General features: G+C 67.8%; 15 protein-coding genes. 8 read left to right on the top strand and 7 right to left on the bottom strand.

Annotation, left to right across the window (positions count from 1 at the left end; translation table 11 throughout):
* The first annotated feature begins 4 nt into the window (after positions 1–4).
* Entirely contained in the window at positions 5–1,675 is a 1,671-nt protein-coding gene (locus AC3B5T_RS12710) for a DNA repair helicase XPB (RefSeq protein WP_014925716.1), read from the top strand.
* 12 nt (positions 1,676–1,687) lie between these two features.
* On the opposite strand, the gene AC3B5T_RS12705 is transcribed toward AC3B5T_RS12710, so the two are convergent.
* On the bottom strand, positions 1,688–3,355 hold the full coding sequence (locus AC3B5T_RS12705; RefSeq protein ID WP_488357425.1) for a serine/threonine-protein kinase: 1,668 nt from the start codon (positions 3,353–3,355) through the stop codon (positions 1,688–1,690).
* A gap of 131 nt (positions 3,356–3,486) precedes the next feature.
* On the opposite strand from AC3B5T_RS12705, the gene AC3B5T_RS12700 reads away from it, so the two are divergent.
* Complete coding sequence (locus tag AC3B5T_RS12700; RefSeq protein WP_488357423.1) at positions 3,487–4,653, top strand: pyridoxal phosphate-dependent aminotransferase; 1,167 nt, start codon at positions 3,487–3,489, stop codon at positions 4,651–4,653.
* A 23-nt stretch (positions 4,654–4,676) separates the two neighbouring features.
* Here the strand turns inward: AC3B5T_RS12700 and AC3B5T_RS12695 are convergent, their stop codons facing one another.
* On the bottom strand, positions 4,677–5,660 hold the full coding sequence (locus AC3B5T_RS12695; RefSeq protein WP_488357420.1) for an LLM class F420-dependent oxidoreductase: 984 nt from the start codon (positions 5,658–5,660) through the stop codon (positions 4,677–4,679).
* 86 nt (positions 5,661–5,746) lie between these two features.
* Here AC3B5T_RS12695 and AC3B5T_RS12690 point away from each other — a divergent pair, with 86 nt between their 5' ends.
* The 6 genes from AC3B5T_RS12690 to AC3B5T_RS12665 all read left to right on the top strand — a co-directional run bounded on the left by AC3B5T_RS12690 (position 5,747) and on the right by AC3B5T_RS12665 (position 11,562).
* Positions 5,747–6,328: a TetR/AcrR family transcriptional regulator gene (locus AC3B5T_RS12690; RefSeq protein ID WP_014925706.1), complete on the top strand. Its 582-nt coding sequence runs from the start codon at positions 5,747–5,749 to the stop codon at positions 6,326–6,328.
* A complete protein-coding gene (locus AC3B5T_RS12685) occupies positions 6,321–7,877 on the top strand; it encodes a flavin-containing monooxygenase (RefSeq protein ID WP_488357418.1) in 1,557 nt (518 codons plus the stop codon). The genes AC3B5T_RS12690 and AC3B5T_RS12685 overlap by 8 nt, the downstream gene beginning before the upstream one ends.
* On the top strand, positions 7,874–9,592 hold the full coding sequence (locus tag AC3B5T_RS12680; protein WP_488357415.1) for a GMC family oxidoreductase N-terminal domain-containing protein: 1,719 nt from the start codon (positions 7,874–7,876) through the stop codon (positions 9,590–9,592). The genes AC3B5T_RS12685 and AC3B5T_RS12680 overlap by 4 nt, the downstream gene beginning before the upstream one ends.
* 317 nt (positions 9,593–9,909) lie before the next feature.
* On the top strand, positions 9,910–10,194 hold the full coding sequence (locus AC3B5T_RS12675; protein WP_488357413.1) for a GIY-YIG nuclease family protein: 285 nt from the start codon (positions 9,910–9,912) through the stop codon (positions 10,192–10,194).
* Between the two features lie 43 nt (positions 10,195–10,237).
* Positions 10,238–10,867: an alpha-ketoglutarate-dependent dioxygenase AlkB gene (locus AC3B5T_RS12670; protein WP_010844154.1), complete on the top strand. Its 630-nt coding sequence runs from the start codon at positions 10,238–10,240 to the stop codon at positions 10,865–10,867.
* 176 nt (positions 10,868–11,043) lie between these two features.
* Positions 11,044–11,562, top strand: coding sequence for a hypothetical protein (locus AC3B5T_RS12665; protein ID WP_488357411.1), 519 nt, complete (start codon positions 11,044–11,046; stop codon positions 11,560–11,562).
* A 5-nt stretch (positions 11,563–11,567) separates the two neighbouring features.
* Here AC3B5T_RS12665 and AC3B5T_RS12660 read toward each other — a convergent pair whose 3' ends face one another.
* The 5 genes from AC3B5T_RS12660 to AC3B5T_RS12640 all read right to left on the bottom strand — a co-directional run bounded on the left by AC3B5T_RS12660 (position 11,568) and on the right by AC3B5T_RS12640 (position 16,330).
* Complete coding sequence (locus AC3B5T_RS12660) at positions 11,568–11,891, bottom strand: hypothetical protein (RefSeq protein WP_010844152.1); 324 nt, start codon at positions 11,889–11,891, stop codon at positions 11,568–11,570.
* A complete protein-coding gene (locus AC3B5T_RS12655; protein ID WP_035718051.1) occupies positions 11,888–12,223 on the bottom strand; it encodes a hypothetical protein in 336 nt (111 codons plus the stop codon). Before AC3B5T_RS12655 ends, AC3B5T_RS12660 begins: the two co-directional genes overlap by 4 nt.
* A gap of 669 nt (positions 12,224–12,892) precedes the next feature.
* Positions 12,893–13,783, bottom strand: a complete 891-nt coding sequence (locus tag AC3B5T_RS12650; RefSeq protein ID WP_488357409.1) for an oxidoreductase — start codon at positions 13,781–13,783, stop codon at positions 12,893–12,895.
* 121 nt (positions 13,784–13,904) lie between these two features.
* Positions 13,905–15,620, bottom strand: a complete 1,716-nt coding sequence (locus AC3B5T_RS12645) for an adenylate/guanylate cyclase domain-containing protein (RefSeq protein ID WP_488357406.1) — start codon at positions 15,618–15,620, stop codon at positions 13,905–13,907.
* A 158-nt stretch (positions 15,621–15,778) separates the two neighbouring features.
* Entirely contained in the window at positions 15,779–16,330 is a 552-nt protein-coding gene (locus tag AC3B5T_RS12640) for a YceI family protein (RefSeq protein ID WP_010844148.1), read from the bottom strand.
* Between the last annotated feature and the right edge of the window lie 46 nt (positions 16,331–16,376).

Here is a 16,376-nt window from a genome sequence, read left to right as displayed (position 1 = left end):
CCGGGTGACCGACGGACCCCTGATCGTGCAATCCGACAAGACGCTGCTGCTCGAGGTGGATCACCCCGACGCCGCGGCGGCCCGCGCGGCGATCGCACCCTTTGCCGAACTCGAACGTGCCCCCGAGCACGTCCACACCTACCGGGTCACCCCGCTCGCGCTGTGGAACGCCCGCGCCGCAGGTCACGACGCCGAACAGGTCGTCGACGCCCTCGTGACGTACTCGCGCTACGCGGTGCCCCAGCCGCTGCTGATGGACGTCGTGGACACCATGGGGCGGTTCGGCCGGCTCCAGCTGGTGAAGCACCCGGCGCACGGCCTCACCCTCGTCAGCTTCGACCAGGCTGTCCTGATCGAGGTGATGCGCAACAAGAAGGTGGCACCGATGCTGGGCGCGCGCATCGACGACGACACCGTCATCGTGCATCCGTCGGAGCGTGGTCGCCTCAAGCAGGTGCTGCTGAAGGTGGGGTGGCCCGCCGAGGACCTGGCCGGGTACGTCGACGGCGAGGCGCACGCCATCGAGCTCGCCCAGGACGACTGGCAACTGCGCGATTACCAGGAGATGGCTGCCGACTCGTTCTGGGCCGGCGGCTCCGGCGTGGTGGTTCTCCCCTGCGGGGCGGGCAAGACGATGGTCGGCGCCGCGGCGATGGCCAAGGCCGGCGCGACGACGCTGATCCTGGTGACCAACACGGTCGCCGGGCGGCAGTGGAAACGCGAACTGATCGCGCGGACGACGCTCACCGAGGAAGAGATCGGCGAGTACTCGGGCGAGCGCAAGGAAATCCGACCGGTCACGATCGCGACGTATCAGGTGATGACGCGGAAGTCGAAGGGCGAGTACCGCAATCTCGACCTGTTCGATTCGCGCGACTGGGGCCTGATCATCTACGACGAGGTCCACCTGCTCCCCGCTCCCGTCTTCCGGATGACGGCCGACCTGCAGTCGCGCCGTCGACTCGGTCTCACCGCGACCCTGGTCCGCGAGGACGGCCGTGAGGGCGACGTCTTCAGCCTCATCGGTCCCAAGCGCTACGACGCACCGTGGAAGGACATCGAGGCGCAGGGCTGGATCGCCCCGGCCGACTGCGTCGAGGTGCGCGTGACCCTGACCGACGAGGAGCGTCTGCAGTACGCGGTCGCCGAGCCCGAGGAGAAGTACAAGCTCTGCTCGACGGCCCACACCAAGGTCAACGTGGTCAAGGCGATCCTCGACAAGCACCAGGGCCAGCAGACCCTGATCATCGGTGCCTACATCGATCAGTTGGAAGAGCTCGGTCGCGAGCTCGACTCTCCGGTGATCCAGGGTTCGACCAAGAACAAGGAACGCGAGGTGCTGTTCGACCGGTTCCGTTCCGGCGAGTTGCAGACCCTCGTGGTGTCGAAGGTGGCGAACTTCTCCATCGACCTCCCCGAGGCGTCGGTCGCGGTGCAGGTGTCGGGGACCTTCGGCTCACGTCAGGAAGAGGCACAGCGCCTCGGCCGGCTGCTGCGTCCGAAACGCGATGGCGGACAGGCGCACTTCTACTCCGTGGTCTCCCGCGACACCCTCGACGCCGACTACGCGGCCCACCGCCAGCGGTTCCTCGCCGAGCAGGGTTACGCCTACCGCATCACCGACGCCGACGACCTCCTCGGCCCGACGATCGGTGACACGACGTCCGCGGACTGAGCCCCCCGCTCCTCACGTCTCGACGAGGCAGTACCCGATCGACTCCGGCTCGTAGAAGACCCATTTGGTCTCGTCGCCGGAGCAGGTCACCGAGGCGTCCGAGCGCGTGGTGACACGGGCGAGGACCGTCTGCGCCGTCGCGGCGCTCGCGCACGGGGCTTCCCGATAGTCGGCGAGGGAACCACCCGAGAGCGGCACCAGATAACAGAGGTCCTCGTAGAAATTCGGTGTGAGACAGAGCTTGTCGGTGCTGTCCGGGAAGGTGAGCGTCGAATTCTGCGGGCTCGCGCATGACGTCGACGAGGCGATCTTCGACGCGGTGTAGAAGTTGAGACCGGCTGAATCGCAGTCGACCTTCGAGGCGTTCACACTCGTCGCCGACCCGGAATCGGTGGCGATGCCGATGCATTCGCCGACCTGCACGTCCCCTGGCCCGTTGACCGCCGAGGTCGAGGTGTCGGGCGTGCGGGGCGCCGAGGTGCCCGCAGCGGAGGTGGTGGTCTCCGGCCCGGCGGCCGTGGTGGATCGCGACGTCGAGGTGCCGCCCGCGGACGGCGCGCTCGACACCTGCGTCGCGACGTACACGACCCCGGCGGCGATCGCGAGGACGAGGATCGCCGCGACCGAGCCCAGGGCGATCAGCAGCCCGGACCGCTTCTTCGGCGGGGGCGGCGCGAAGCCGGCCTGCGAGGGATACCCGCCGGGATACGTACCGGGCGGCGGGAGATGGTTCGAATACGGTTGCGGTCCAGGTGGATGGCTCGCCGGCGGTCCCGGAACCGGTACCGGCGGTGGCACGCGCGCCGGTGCACGCACCGTCGGCTCCTTGGACAGCTGCGGTGCCGTGAGCGCGCGTTCGAGGTCCGCGGCGAACTCGCGGCAGGACCCGTAGCGGCGGTCGGGCTCCTTCGCGAGCGCGCGACCGAACACCGCGTCGACGCTGCCCGAGATGCCCGGGCGCAGGGTCGACGGGCGCGGCGGCATCGACTGCAGGTGATGGGCGATGATCGACGCGGTGCTCGCACCCTGGAATGGCGGCCGGCCGGTCAGCAGTTCGAAGACGGTGGCGGCGAGGGCGTACTGGTCCGCCCGCGGGTCCACCGGATCGCCGAGCAGCTGCTCGGGGGCCGCGTAGGCGACGGTGCCGAGGAAGACGTTGGTCGAGGTGAGGTGACTGACGTCCTGTTCGGATTTGGCGATCCCGAAGTCCGCGAGCAACACTCGCGGCTCCGGGCCACCCACGCCCTGGAGCAGGATGTTGGCCGGCTTGACGTCGCGGTGCAGGAGTCCGGTTGCGTGCGCGCGGTCCAGCGCCGCGCCGACGGCACGCACGATGGCGATCACCGTCGGGGTGTCGAGCCCCTGAGGGTTCTGCCGGAGCAACTTGAGTGCATCGATGCCGTCGATGTACTCCATCGCGATCCACAGGTGGCCGTCGTACTCGCCGGAGTTGAAGATCGTCACGATCGCCGGGTGCACGACACTCGAGGCGTGCTCGGCTTCTTTGACGAAGCGCTGCCGGTACATCGGGTCACGGCTGAGATCGGCGGGCAGGACTTTGAGCGCCTCGTTACGCGGCAGATGCGGGTGTCTCGCGAGATAGATCTCGCCCATCCCGCCGCGGCCGACGAGTCGGATGATGGTGTAGCCGGCGAAGTGCTCGCCGGGATTGCGCGGCATCGCTCCTCCTCATCCGTCGGCGACTGGGGTCAGTCTGTCACTCCGGCAGCACCCACCGCGACCCCGTCGAACCCGCAGTTCGGGACAGGTCCGGTGTCCTCGCAGAGTGCACCTGTGCCACTGTGGGATCCATGTCATTCGAGGACAGGACAACCCGCCGCCTGCGTCCGTTCGCCACGACGATCTTCGCCGAGATGTCGGCGCTGGCGGTCGAGCACGACGCCGTGAACCTCGGACAGGGCTTCCCGGACACCGACGGGCCGGCGTCGATGCTCGACGCCGCACGGAAGGCCATCACCGACGGGCGCAACCAGTATCCGCCGGGGATCGGGGTGCCGGAGTTGCGTGACGCCGTCGCGCGGCAGCAACACGACCTGTACGGCCTGGACTACGACCCGGACCGCGAGGTGCTGATCACCGTCGGGGCGACCGAGGCGATCGCGGGCGCCGTCGTCGGGCTGGTGGAACCGGGCGACGAGGTCATCATGATCGAGCCGTACTACGACGCCTACGCCGCCACAGTCGCGATGGCCGGGGGTGTGCGGCGCGTCGTACCGCTGGTCCCCGACGGCGACGGTTTCCGCCTGGATCGCGATCGTCTCGCCGCGGCCTTCGGACCGAAGACGTCGATGGTGCTGGTGAACAGCCCGCACAACCCGACGGGCACCGTCCTGTCGCCCGACGATCTCGCCGAGATCGCCCGGCTGTGCGTCGAACACGACGTGGTTGCCGTCACCGACGAGGTCTACGAACACCTCGTCTTCGACGGGCGGACCCACACCCCGCTGGCGACGCTCCCGGGGATGCGGGAACGCACGCTGCGGATCTCCAGCGCCGCGAAGACCTTCAACTGCACCGGCTGGAAGGTCGGCTGGGTGAGCGGACCGCCCGAGCTCGTCGCCGCGGCACGAACGGCCAAGCAGTACATGTCCTACGTCGGCTCCGGACCGTTCCAGCCCGCGGTGGCGCACGCCCTGGACCACGAAATGGGTTGGGTACGCGAGTCCGCCCTGGCGCTGCAGGCCAAGCGCGACCTGATCTCGACCGCCCTGACCGATGCGGGTTTCGCGATACACCGGAGCGAGGCAACGTATTTCGTCTGCGCCGACCCACGGCCGCTCGGCGTCGACGACCGCATCGATTTCTGCCGGTCGCTACCCGAACGCATCGGCGTCGCCGCGGTGCCGGTGAGTGTGTTCACCGACGACCGCGAGCCCTGGCACCATCTGCTCCGATTCGCCTTCGCCAAACGCGACGACGTGATCGCGGAGGCCGCCGAGCGGCTACGCCGACTCTGACTGCCGCCTGAGGTGCGAGACGCTCAGCGCAACGCCGGGATGACCCGCTCCTCGAACAGTTCGAGATCCTCGCGGTCGACGGCGATGTTCGGGAAGTAGCAGATCCCGTATGCCATACCGGCGTCGGCGAGGCCCCGCAGGTTCTCCGCGACCTGGTCCGGTGTACCGACCGCGGGCATACCCCGGAATGCTCCGAGACTGCCGGCGGCGGCGTCGGGTCCGACGGTCTTGCTCGGCCGGGCTTCGAGGTCGGCGAGTTTGCGCTCCACGTCGGCCTCGGTCTCACCGAGCATGACGTTGTAGTTGGCCGACCGGGTGATCGACTCGAAGTCGCGTCCGAGATCGGCACAGTGCTGTTTCAGCACTTCCGATTTGTGCGTGAACCCTTCCGGCGTGCCGTCGAAGTTGGTGTAGTCGGCGTACTTCGCCGCGATCCGCAGGGTCTTCTTCTCCCCGCCGCCGGCGATCCACAGCGGCAACCGTCCGGCCGTGGGCTGCGGGGCACAGATGGCGTCGTCGACGGTGTAGTGCTTGCCGTCGAGGGTCGCCCGCCCGGTCTCCCAGGCCTGCTTCATGATCTGCACGCCCTCGTCGAGTCGCGCCAGGCGCTCACCCGCCGACGGGAATCCGTAACCGTATGCCCGCCACTCGTGTTCGTACCACCCGCCGCCGATGCCCATCTGCACGCGACCGCCGGAGATCAGGTCGGCGGTGGCCGCGACCTTGGCCAGGTACATCGGGTTGCGATAACTCATCGCGGTGCACATCTGCCCGATCTCGACCCGACTGGTGGTGGCGGCGAGCGCCGCCACCAGGGTCCATGCCTCGTGGGTGGCCTCGTCGGTCGGCAGCGGCACGGTGTGGAAATGGTCGTAGACCCACACCGAGTCCCAGCCGCCCGACTCGGCGCGGTCGGCAACCGACGACATCACCCCCCACTGGTCCGCGGGTTCCACACCCACGAGATCGAGACGCCAGCCCTGGGGAATGAAGAGTCCGAATCGCATGGCGTCCAACTTACGCGGGCTCGTGGGCGCCCTGGTCTCGCGGAAACTTACAAGCAGTCCGGACTGTTTGTGCTATCGTCGCCGATGTGACCGAGCCCACCCGAACCCCGCGTCGACGCACCCAGGCCGAGCGCACCGCGACAACGCGTGCGCTGATCCTCGACGCGACCGTCGACGCCCTCGTCGACGTCGGTTACGCGGCCACCACCACGCAGGAGGTGAACCGGCGGGCCGGCGTCTCCCGCGGGGCCCTGCTGCACCACTTCCCCACCCGGGAATCGCTCGTGGTCGCCGCCGTCGGACACCTCGTCGAACGCCGGCTGGCCGAGATCCTGTCGCGGCCCCGCACCGGTGACGAGGGTCTGGAAATCCTCATCGAGGCGTTCAGCGGGCCACTGTTCGACGCCGCGCTCGAGTTGTGGGTCGCCGCCCGGTGCGACGTCGGCTTGCGGACCGCGATCATCCCGCTCGAACAGCAGGTGTCCGACGCGCTCGCCGTGGGGTCTGCCGAATTGTTCGGTGACCGCTACACCGCCGCCGAACTCGAACTCTCCATCGAACTCGCACGTGGTCTGGCCGTGTCGCGCATCTTGCGCTCCCCCGACGCCGACCGCGCCCTGCTCGACGATCTCCTGCCCGTCTGGAAGGAACTGCTGACCCATGACTGACACCAGTCCCACTCCCCTGCACGAGAACACCCTGCCCCGACGCGTCGACGTCCTCGTCGTCGGCGTCGGGTTCGGCGGACTCGCGGCCCTGCACAGGCTCCGCACAGATCATCCGCAACTGCAGGCCCTGGCCATCGAACGCGCCGACGGCGCAGGCGGCGTCTGGCGGGAGAACGACTACCCGGGAGCGGCGTGCGATGTCCCGACGTCGCTGTACTCCCTGTCCTTCGCGCCGAACCCGGACTGGTCCAACACCTACGGTCGACGCCACGAGATCCACCGCTATCTGCGTTCCGTCGCAGCCGGTTTCGCCGATCAGATCCGCTACAACTGTGGCCTGACGTCGGCACGGTGGGACGGCGGCGCACAGGAGTGGGTCGTGGCGACGACCGACGGCGAGATCCGGTGCCGCTACCTGGTGGCCGCACCCGGCGCCCTGTCCGAACCGGGACTGCCGGCCGTCGCCGGAGCGGATGAGTTCACCGGCACGATGTTCCACTCCGCGCAATGGGACCACTCCCACGACCTGCGCGGCCGCCGCGTCGCGATCGTCGGCACCGGCGCGTCGGCGATCCAGATCGTGCCCGAGATCGTCGACGAGGTAGGACATCTGACGGTCTTCCAGCGCACTCCCGCCTGGGTGGTGCCGCGTCTGGACCGCAACATCGGCACGCTCGAACGCGCGCTCTATCGTCGCGTTCCCGGAGTCCACCGGCTCGTCCGGAGGATGGTGTGGACCTATCGCGAGGCCTACGTGCTCATGATGGCCCGCAATCCCAAGCTGCTCCCGATCGCGAAGACCATCGCCCTGGCACAGCTGCGCGTCCAGGTCCGCGACCGCGCCCTACGTCGTCGGCTCACCCCCGACTACACCATCGGCTGCAAGCGGATGCTGTTGACCAACAAGTGGTTTCCCGCGCTCCAGCGCGACAACGCCACCGTGACCGGCGCGATCACCCGCCTCACCGCGCGTGGCGCCGTCGACGACCAGGGCCGCGAACACGGGGTCGACACAGTCGTGTTCGCAACCGGGTTCACCCCCACCGAACCGCCGATCGCGTCGGCGATCACCGGACGCGACGGCCGCACCCTCGCCCAGGCGTGGGCCGGTTCGCCCCGCGCCTACCGCGGGGTCGAGATCCACGGCTTCCCCAACCTGTTCTTCCTGTACGGCCCCAACACCAACCTGGGCCACAGCTCGATCGTGCTGATGCTGGAACCGCAGGCGTACTACATGAGCAAGGCACTCGCCGAACTGTCCCGCGGCGGCCGGTCGGCCGTCGAGGTCACCGAAGCCGCGCAGGATCGCTACAACTCCGACCTCGATCCCGAACTCGAACGCACGGTGTGGAATTCGGGCGGATGCTCGAGCTGGTACCTCGACTCCACCGGACGCAACTCGGTGATGTGGCCGAAGTTCACGAGCGACTTCCGTCGGATGATGTCGTCGTTCGACCCCGCCGACCACCGGTTCGACGATGCAATCCCCACCGCCGCATCCGTGTACAGCGCCACCGAAACCGACACCGAAAGGACCGTCGCACCGTGAGTTCCACCCCTGACCACTACGACGCGATCGTCATCGGCTCCGGTTTCGGCGGTTCGGTTGCGGCCCTGCGACTCACCGAGAAGGGCTACCGCGTCGCGGTCATCGAGTCCGGACGTCGCTTCGCCGATGGCGATCTGCCCAAGACGAGCTGGCGCCTCAAGGACTACGTCTGGGCGCCCGCGCTCGGCCTCTTCGGCGTGCAGCGCATGCATCTGCTCCGTGACGTCCTCGTCATGGCCGGCGCCGGCGTCGGCGGCGGATCGCTGAACTACGCGAACACCCTGTACCGGCCGCTCCCCGCCTTCTTCGACGACCCGCACTGGGGGTCGATCACCGACTGGGCGTCCGAGCTAGACCCGTACTACGACCAGGCCTCGCGGATGCTCGGCGTGACCACCTATCCGAAGGTGACGCCCGCCGACCGCGTGATCCGCAAGGTCGCCGAGGAGATGGGTGTCGGCGACACCTTCGTCCACACCCCGGTCGGCGTGTTCTTCGGCGAGGCGGGCAAGACCGTCGACGACCCGTTCTTCGGCGGCGCCGGCCCCGCGCGCACCGGGTGCACCGATTGCGGTGTATGCATGACGGGATGTCCGGTGGGAGCGAAGAACACCCTCGTCAAGAACTATCTCTACCTGGCCGAACAGGCCTGCGCCGAGATCATCCCGATGACGACCGTCGACACCGTCCGGCCGCGTTCGCGCGGTGGTTACGTCGTGGAGTCGCACCGGTCGGGCCGTCGCTGGTCACGCCGCGGACGCCGCACGTTCACCGCCGATCACGTGGTGTTCGCCGCAGGCACCTACGGCACCAACAAGCTGCTGCTGAACATGCAGCAGGGCGGCCACCTGCCCGGGCTGTCGTCTCGCCTGGGCAAGGTGGTCCGCACCAACTCCGAGGCGGTCCTGGCCGCCACCGCCCGCGACCTCGAGACCGACTACACCGAGGGTGTGGCGATCACGTCGTCGTTCCATCCCAATGCGCACACGCACATCGAACCGGTGCGATATGGCAAGGGCAGCAACCTGATCGGCCTGCTGCAGGCGATCCTCGTCGACGGCGACGGACGCCTGCCGCGCCCGTTGCAGGCACTCGTCGAGATGGTCCGCCATCCGCTGATCACGCTCCGCGGCCTCTCCGTTCACCGCTGGTCGGAGCGTACGATCATCGCGCTCGTCATGCAGACGGCCGACAACTCCCTCGAACTGTTCTCCCGCCGAGGCCGATTCGGCCCGATGCTGCGCAGTAGGCAGGGTGCGGGCGATCCGCCGCCGACATGGATCCCGGAAGGGCACGACGCGGTGCGCGCCGTCGCGCGCGAGATCGACGGCGACGCGGGCGGTTCCATCGTCGACCTGCTGAACATCCCGATGACCGCGCACTTCCTGGGCGGCTGTTCGATCGGGCGGTCGGCGCACGACGGTGTGGTGGATCCGTACCACCGCGTGTTCAACCACCCGGGCCTGCACGTCGTCGACGGCGCGACCGTCTCGGCCAACCTCGGTGTCAACCCGTCACTGACGATCACCGCGCAGGCCGAACGCGCGCTGGCGATGTGGCCGAATGCCGGCGAGGCCGACCCACGACCCGAACTCGGCGCGTCGTACCGGCCGGTCGAGCCGGTCGAACCCCATCACCCGACCGTTCCGGCGCACGCACCCGGCGCGCTCCGCCTCCCGATCACGCCGGTGTCCGACACTTCACGCGCTGGTTGAGCCGGTTCCCCTCCGCTGGTTGAGCCGGCAGCCAGCCCCCCCGCTGGTTGAGCCGGCAGCCAGCCCCCCGCTGGTTGAGCCGGCACCGAGCGCAGCGAGGCGCCGAGTCGAAGCCACCTGGTGACACCCACTGGTTGAGCTCGCCGCCACCCACTGCTGGTTGAGCCGGCACCGAGCGAAGCGAGGCGCCGAGTCGAAGCCACATGGTGACCGATCCGCGAGACTCAGCCGAAGCGACCCCTGTGGACAGCCTCGCCACGCCCAACGGCTGTGGAGACGCGGATCGAGACGGCGCCGCCATCCTCGACAGTCGTCCCATGCCCGGATTCCTCTACATCCTCGAATGCTCAGACGGCACTCTCTACGTCGGCAGCACCCGCAACGTCGAGCACCGCGTCGACCAGCATCAGACCGGGAATGGATCGCGGTACACGCGGCCTCGTCGGCCGGTTCGACTTGTCTACCAGCAGGAGTTCCCGCACCTCGGCGAGGCCTACGCAGCCGAACGCCGGATTCACGGATGGTCTCGCGCGAAACGCATCGCGCTCGTCGAAGGGAAGTTCGACCTGCTTCCGGAACTGTCGCGGCCGGACACAGGATAGGGACAAGTCGAACACACGTACGAAAACGGTGTAGACTGCGTTCATGTCTGTCGGCACTCAGGGCTCGTTGTTCTCGGAACAGTCTGCGGAGCCAATACTCGGCGATCTGTCGGCCTCGCTCTCGCGTCGTCCACTGACCGAGGGGGCATGGGTTGACCTTTGCCCCGGTTGGATCGGCGGGGCCGACGTACTCTTCGACCGGCTCCGCGAGTCCGTCCCCTGGCGCGCCGAGCGTCGTCGTATGTACGAACGGGTCGTCGAGGTACCGCGGCTCGTCTCGATCTACCAGGCCGATCAGCGATTCCCCGACCCGATCATCGCCGAGGCTCGCACCGCCCTGACCGAGCACTACCGGGATGAACTACCAGAGGGATTCGCGACAGCCGGGATAAGCCTCTATCGAGACGGCGAGGACTCAGTCGCGTGGCACGGCGACCGCATCGGTCGAGCATCCACACACGACACCATGGTTGCCATCATCTCGCTCGGTGCCCCTCGGCCCCTGATGCTCAGACCCCGCGGTGGCGGGCGGTCGCTGAAGTTCACCCTCTCCTCGGGCGATCTACTCGTGATGGGCGGAAGTTGTCAACGCACCTGGGAACACGCAGTGCCCAAGGTTCGCGGCGTCGGCGCGCGGATCAGCATTCAATTGAGGCCGCCCGGGGTGTGGTGATCTAAGCCGGTTCGGTCACCAAGTGGCTTCGACTCGGCGCCTCGCTCCGCTCGGTGCCGGCTCAACCAGCGGAGGGTGGCTTGGGCCGGCTCTACCCACAGGGGCAGTTGCCTACGCACACGCCTATCCTCGTGCTTTAATCATTTCGTTATAAACCGCGAGGACCGAGAGAAGCCATGAAGCGCACCCGTATCGCCGCCACCCTGCTCGCCACCGCCGCCCTGGCCCTGCCGGTCGCGCCGGCGTCCGCCAATCCGCTCGACACGCTGTTCGGAAGCGCCAGCGGCAGCCTCGACTCCGGCAGCTCCGCGCTCGGCTCGTCGGGAGGCGACAAGGTGACGCACTACGGCAAGCTCGGCCGTCCCGGCGCACCGAACGGCATCAAGTCGATCAACGTGTGGGTCTACACGCCTGACAAGACCCCGGCGGTCGTGCCGAACACCTTCCCGAAGAACTCGCGACTGGGTGTGCGCTGGAACTCGATCATCGACGCCGGCCCGATCGTCGACGGCAACGAGTGCCGCATGGAGGTCCGCCTGTCCGGACCCAAGGTCCCCAAGCAGGCCGCACTGTTCAAGACCCAGGACTGCACCGCGGTGAAGTCCTACTTCTTCAAGGGCGCGGGCGACTTCACCATCCGCGTCACCGACACCATCTCCGGCGCGTCGAACAGCATCGCTTTCAGCGTCCAGTAACTGCCTCAGCGCACCCCGACGAAGACCTGGATGGGGAGAATGCACTCCCCCGCTCTCGTGGGCGCCCCGATGGTCACGACGGACAGTTGGCCCGGGCTTCTCCAGGGCCCGTAGGCACCGAATGTCGTGGCGGCGAGCGACGGAACGATGCAGCCCATCTCCACCCGATGCTCCCCGGTACCACCACTGCAGTACGACGCCGAGACGACAATCGGCGACCCCGCCACGCAACCGGTGGATTCGGCTGATGCCGGCGCCGCGGCCATCGTCGCCAGCGCAGCGCCGCCGACGTACACGGCGCCGGCGGCCAGGATGCGCGCGAAGATCACCGCACGCCAGTGATCGCGAGGATCGGAAGTATGCAGTCTCCTACGTTCGTCGGTGCGCCGATGGTCACGACCGACAACTGCCCCGGGGCGCGCCAAGGACCGTTGGCGGTCGTGAATGTCGCGACGAGAGTCGAGTCGAGGCAAGCGGATTGCACCCGGTGCTCCCCCGTGCCGCCGCTGCAATACGACGCGGCGACGACGACGGCTGCCCCGGCGACACAGCCGGTGGGCTCGGCCGATGCGGGCGGTGCTGTGAGCGTGGTCAAGGCCGCGCCGGCCGCGCACACCCCTCCGGCAAGCAGGACGCGCGCGATTCGTTTCGAGATAGGCATGGGCTTGATGCTAGAGAACGGTGCGCCCGAAATTCGCTACCTCGAACAGTATTGGTCTGTTCGTGGGAACGGCCTGCCCGAGTGCGTGGCGGTCCTGCGAACGAGCGTTGACGCGCCCACGCCTCCTTCGTCCGTCCGGGGGATGGTGGCGCAGCAACGGGCTCGTTAGGGTCGGTGACGGCGCGCAGGCGCCGGCATACCCCATCTACGACAGGCGATTGACTAATGACGAAGTCCGTTGTGCGACGCGCGATTGCTGCATCCGTCTTATCCGCAGCGGCCGTAGTGGGAACGTGGAGCAACGTTGGCGAAGCCCACGCAGCGACAGGCCACGTATACATCTCGTTCCCCACCTGGCAGGGAAACTGCCCAGCGGGTGGCAGCGTTCGGGCGATCAACGGCTCCGTCACCGGGACCACACAGGTCTACTCATGGGAGCTGCGAAACTGGGACGTCGGCGATGACCTGATTTATCCCAAGGTTCTTCTCAACAAGCCGAACCGCGTTTCTGTCGGCGTATGGTGCGGAAAGAACGCCAGTTCTCGTCCAGGTGTGCTGGCCAGGGCGAGCCACGCAGTCTCCGTCGTCGTCACTCCCAAACGAAACAACCAGACCATCTGGGTCGGTCCGAGAGGGGTGCGATACTGACGGCTCGAGTCGTCACGCCTCTTAGCCCGCGGCGGCGACGTCGAACTTCTCACCCGTCAGTCGCTCCGATTCCTCCCACAGCGCTGCCCGGAACTGCGCGTCGTCCGCGGCCTTGCGGTAGCTGCTGCGTCCCGGGGCGCCTCGCATGCCGAAGAACTCGCTGGGCCCGAAGAACGTCCCGGACACCACATCCGGCGTCGTGGCCGCGTACAACTGCGGGAGCGCACCGTCGGCAGCCGGTTGGGCGATGGGCAGCTTGTTGCCGAGCTTCGCGAAGAAGTCGGAGAAATTCTCGCTGCGGCCCTGCAATTCGGTTGCGGCATAACCGGGATGGGCCACCAGCGACTTCTTCGACGACCCGGCGGCGTCGAGTCGCGCAGCGAGCTCCTTGCCGAACATGAGGTTGGCCATCTTGGAGTCGCCGTAGGCGCGCCAACGCCGGTAGCGCCGCTGCTCCCAGTTCAGGTCGTCGAGCTGGATGCGACCGATCAGATGGACGGTCGACGACACGGTCACCACGCGATCGGAGATCTTCGGCAGCAGTAGCGCGGTCAGCGCGAAGTGGCCGAGATGGTTGGTACCGATCTGCATCTCGAAGCCGTCCGCGGTTCGTCGAAGCGGCACCGCCATGAGACCGGCGTTGTTGACGAGCACATCGGCCCCGGTGACGCCGGCGGCGAAGGTGCGCACCGACTCCAGATCGGCGAGGTCGAGTTTCGCGACAGTCGCCTTCGATCCCAGCTCCGAGGCCACGGCGTCGGCTTTCGCGGTGTTGCGACAGGCGAGCACGACGTCGGCGCCGGCGCGCACGAGCGCCTTCGCCGTCTGGTAGCCGAGTCCGCTGTTGGCACCGGTCACCACGAACGTCCGGCCGGACTGGTCCGGAATGTCTGCTGTCGTCCAACCACTCATCGCGACCCCCTGGGATGCGTTGTCTCGTCCGGCACCGACGCCGGGTCCGTGCGGCCCACGCTATTGACCGGTGGGGACGACGTCAACGAGTCGACTCCGGCGCCGTGAACGTGAACCGGGGTCATCCGCTGAAGAATGTCATCAGCCGCAACGGATTCGCCCCGACGATCCGCCGGGCGGGCCGCAACAATTCCGCGATCAGATTGGTCGACGACCCGAGACGCTCGACGAGCTGGATCGGCGCGTAGAAGGCGGTGGGCTCCGACCGGCCGCGCATGATCCGCGTGCCGAGAAGCTTCCAGTCCTCGGCTTCCTCGCCCGCCGATTCGACGGCGGCACCACTCGCCAGGGCCGGAATGCGTCCGGTCTTGGCCATGTCGGACAACCGAGCGCACTCGTTGACCGGGTCGCCGATGACGGTGTATTCGTAGCGCCGTTCGGCACCGATGTTCCCGGCGAATGCCTCGCCGTAGGAAACGCCTATCCCCCAACGGATGTCGAGGCTGCTGGCAAGGCGGTCGGCGAGGTCGCGGGCAGCACCCAGCGCGGCACCGGCCGGGTCGTCGATGTCGACGGGTGCACCGAAGACGGCGAGCGCGGCATCGCCCTCGAACTTGTTGACGAAGCCGGAGTGCTGATCGACGACGTCCGCGACGATGCTGAAGAACGCATTGAGCAGGGCGGCGGTGTCATCGGGACTGCGTTGCTGCGCCAGCGCGGTCGATCCGACGATGTCGACGAAGAGGACGCCGACGCGGGTGTTGGTTCCGTGCATGCCGACCCCGTCGGAGATCGCGAGATCGGCCACGGTGTCCCCGACGTGTCGCGCGAATATCTCACGCATGCGGTCACGTTCGGCGAGGCCCTCGACCATCTGGTTGAAACCGTGTTGCAGCACACCGAGTTCCGACGAGTCGTAGACGGGGACGCGTGCTCGGTAGTCGCCGTGGTCGACGCGGTGTACCGCGCGGCGCATCTCGGTCAGCGGGTCGGTGATCGCCTGTCCGACAAGCGCGATGACGCGCGCTCCGGACGCCAGACCGACCAGGGTCAGGATCACCGTCGTCCAGTCGACGGCACCGTGGACATCGGGCAGCAGACCGGTCCACCGGCCGGCGTTGACGGTCAGCAGACCGACCATCGGCACCGCCGAACTCACCGCCCACACCGCCAGCATCCGCACGCGCACGCCGTTCATGACGTGATTGGTGGGAAAGTCCTCGAGCACCACGACGGCCAGCGGACGGGCGGCGCGCTCGGCGAACAGATAGGTGAGACAGGCGCTCGACGACCCGGCGAGCGCGAAGGCCACCGCCACCCCGGCGACGGTCGCGGTGGTCAGTTGGTCGGCGATGAGTACGTAGAACAGCACCGCCGCCGACCAGGCCGTCGCGGTGACCACGACTTGGACGATCGGTATCCGCTGGACCGAGCGCCGCCGCGCGTGATCGGCGGGCTCGCAGCTGATGAACCACCGGAGCTGCGGCCGGACGGCGAACAGTCCCAAGATGAGATTGGTGAGGATTCCGACCACGATCGCACCCACGACCACCGGGAAATTGGGCGCGCCCAGCGTCTCGTCGAAGGTGAGTTGTCCGCCGTTGAAGGCCAGTTGGACGAGCAGGAAGGTCTCGACGCCGATCACCGCATTGCTGGCGATCACGGCGGTCATCGCGGTGACGGTGGCGTGGCGAGCGATCTTGCTGCGGATCGGCGGACCGATTCGGGCCCATCCGCGCGGACTCGGGACCGTGGACACGCCCCACAGAAAACCCGCAGTGCGTCGGCGCAGACGTGTCCACGGCGCACCACGACGGGTCCGGCGTGGTCGTCCCATCGGCCTCTCCTGCCTGACGGCGTTCCCCGCAGCCTACCGAAGGGAAAAGGGGCCGAAACCACAAATGGACCGGCACCGCCGCGGGGTGGGCGCGGTGCCGGTCCATCGACCGGTCGGACTCGGGGGTTCCGGTGAGTCCGACCGGGGTCATGCGCGGATCAGGCCTGCAGGGCCTCGATCTCGAGGTTGATGGTGATCTTGTCGCCGACGACGACGCCGCCACCCTCGAGCGGCATCTCGATGTCGATACCGAATTCCTTGCGGCTGAGGACGACCTTTGCCTCGAAGCCGGCAACGGTGCCCTGGCCCATGCCCGGGTTGGTGCCCTCGAACTCGAGCTCGAGCGTGACGGGCTTGGTGACACCCTTCAGGGTGAAGTCGCCGTCGAGCAGGTAGTCGTCGCCGTTCTGGCGCACGCCGGTCGACACGAAGGTGGCCGTCGGGAACTTCTCGGCGTCGAAGAAGTCGGCGGACTTGATGTGGCCGTCGCGCTGCTCGTTGCGGGTGTTGATCGAGGTGACGTCGATCTCGGCCTGCACGGAGGGGGTGCCGTTCTCGTCGACGGTGATGGTGCCGGAGAAGTTGTCGAAGCTTCCGCGGACCTTGCTGACCATGAGGTGCTTGACGGAGAAGTTGACCGCCGAGTGCACGGCGTCGATGGTCCAGGTGCCGGCGGGGATGGGTGCCTTGACGGTGGTTGCGGAGGTCATGTCGTGGTCCTTCCAGAGGGGGTTGTCATGCTTCACCAGACACTAA

The sequence above is a fragment of the Gordonia sp. G4 genome (assembly GCF_057770005.1).
This window is presented reverse-complemented; position numbering and strand designations above follow the sequence as displayed.

Bases quoted from the DNA above. Each gene is read 5' to 3' on its own strand.
- AC3B5T_RS12670 (WP_010844154.1), top strand. From the start codon at position 10,238: ATGTCTGTCGGCACTCAGGGCTCGTTGTTCTCGGAACAGTCTGCGGAG.
- AC3B5T_RS12700 (WP_488357423.1), top strand. From the start codon at position 3,487: ATGTCATTCGAGGACAGGACAACCCGCCGCCTGCGTCCGTTCGCCACG.
- AC3B5T_RS12675 (WP_488357413.1), top strand. From the start codon at position 9,910: ATGCCCGGATTCCTCTACATCCTCGAATGCTCAGACGGCACTCTCTAC.
- AC3B5T_RS12655 (WP_035718051.1), bottom strand. From the start codon at position 12,223: ATGCCTATCTCGAAACGAATCGCGCGCGTCCTGCTTGCCGGAGGGGTG.
- AC3B5T_RS12665 (WP_488357411.1), top strand. From the start codon at position 11,044: ATGAAGCGCACCCGTATCGCCGCCACCCTGCTCGCCACCGCCGCCCTG.
- AC3B5T_RS12705 (WP_488357425.1), bottom strand. From the start codon at position 3,355: ATGCCGCGCAATCCCGGCGAGCACTTCGCCGGCTACACCATCATCCGA.
- AC3B5T_RS12650 (WP_488357409.1), bottom strand. From the start codon at position 13,783: ATGAGTGGTTGGACGACAGCAGACATTCCGGACCAGTCCGGCCGGACG.
- AC3B5T_RS12695 (WP_488357420.1), bottom strand. From the start codon at position 5,660: ATGCGATTCGGACTCTTCATTCCCCAGGGCTGGCGTCTCGATCTCGTG.
- AC3B5T_RS12640 (WP_010844148.1), bottom strand. From the start codon at position 16,330: ATGACCTCCGCAACCACCGTCAAGGCACCCATCCCCGCCGGCACCTGG.
- AC3B5T_RS12685 (WP_488357418.1), top strand. From the start codon at position 6,321: ATGACTGACACCAGTCCCACTCCCCTGCACGAGAACACCCTGCCCCGA.
- AC3B5T_RS12645 (WP_488357406.1), bottom strand. From the start codon at position 15,620: ATGGGACGACCACGCCGGACCCGTCGTGGTGCGCCGTGGACACGTCTG.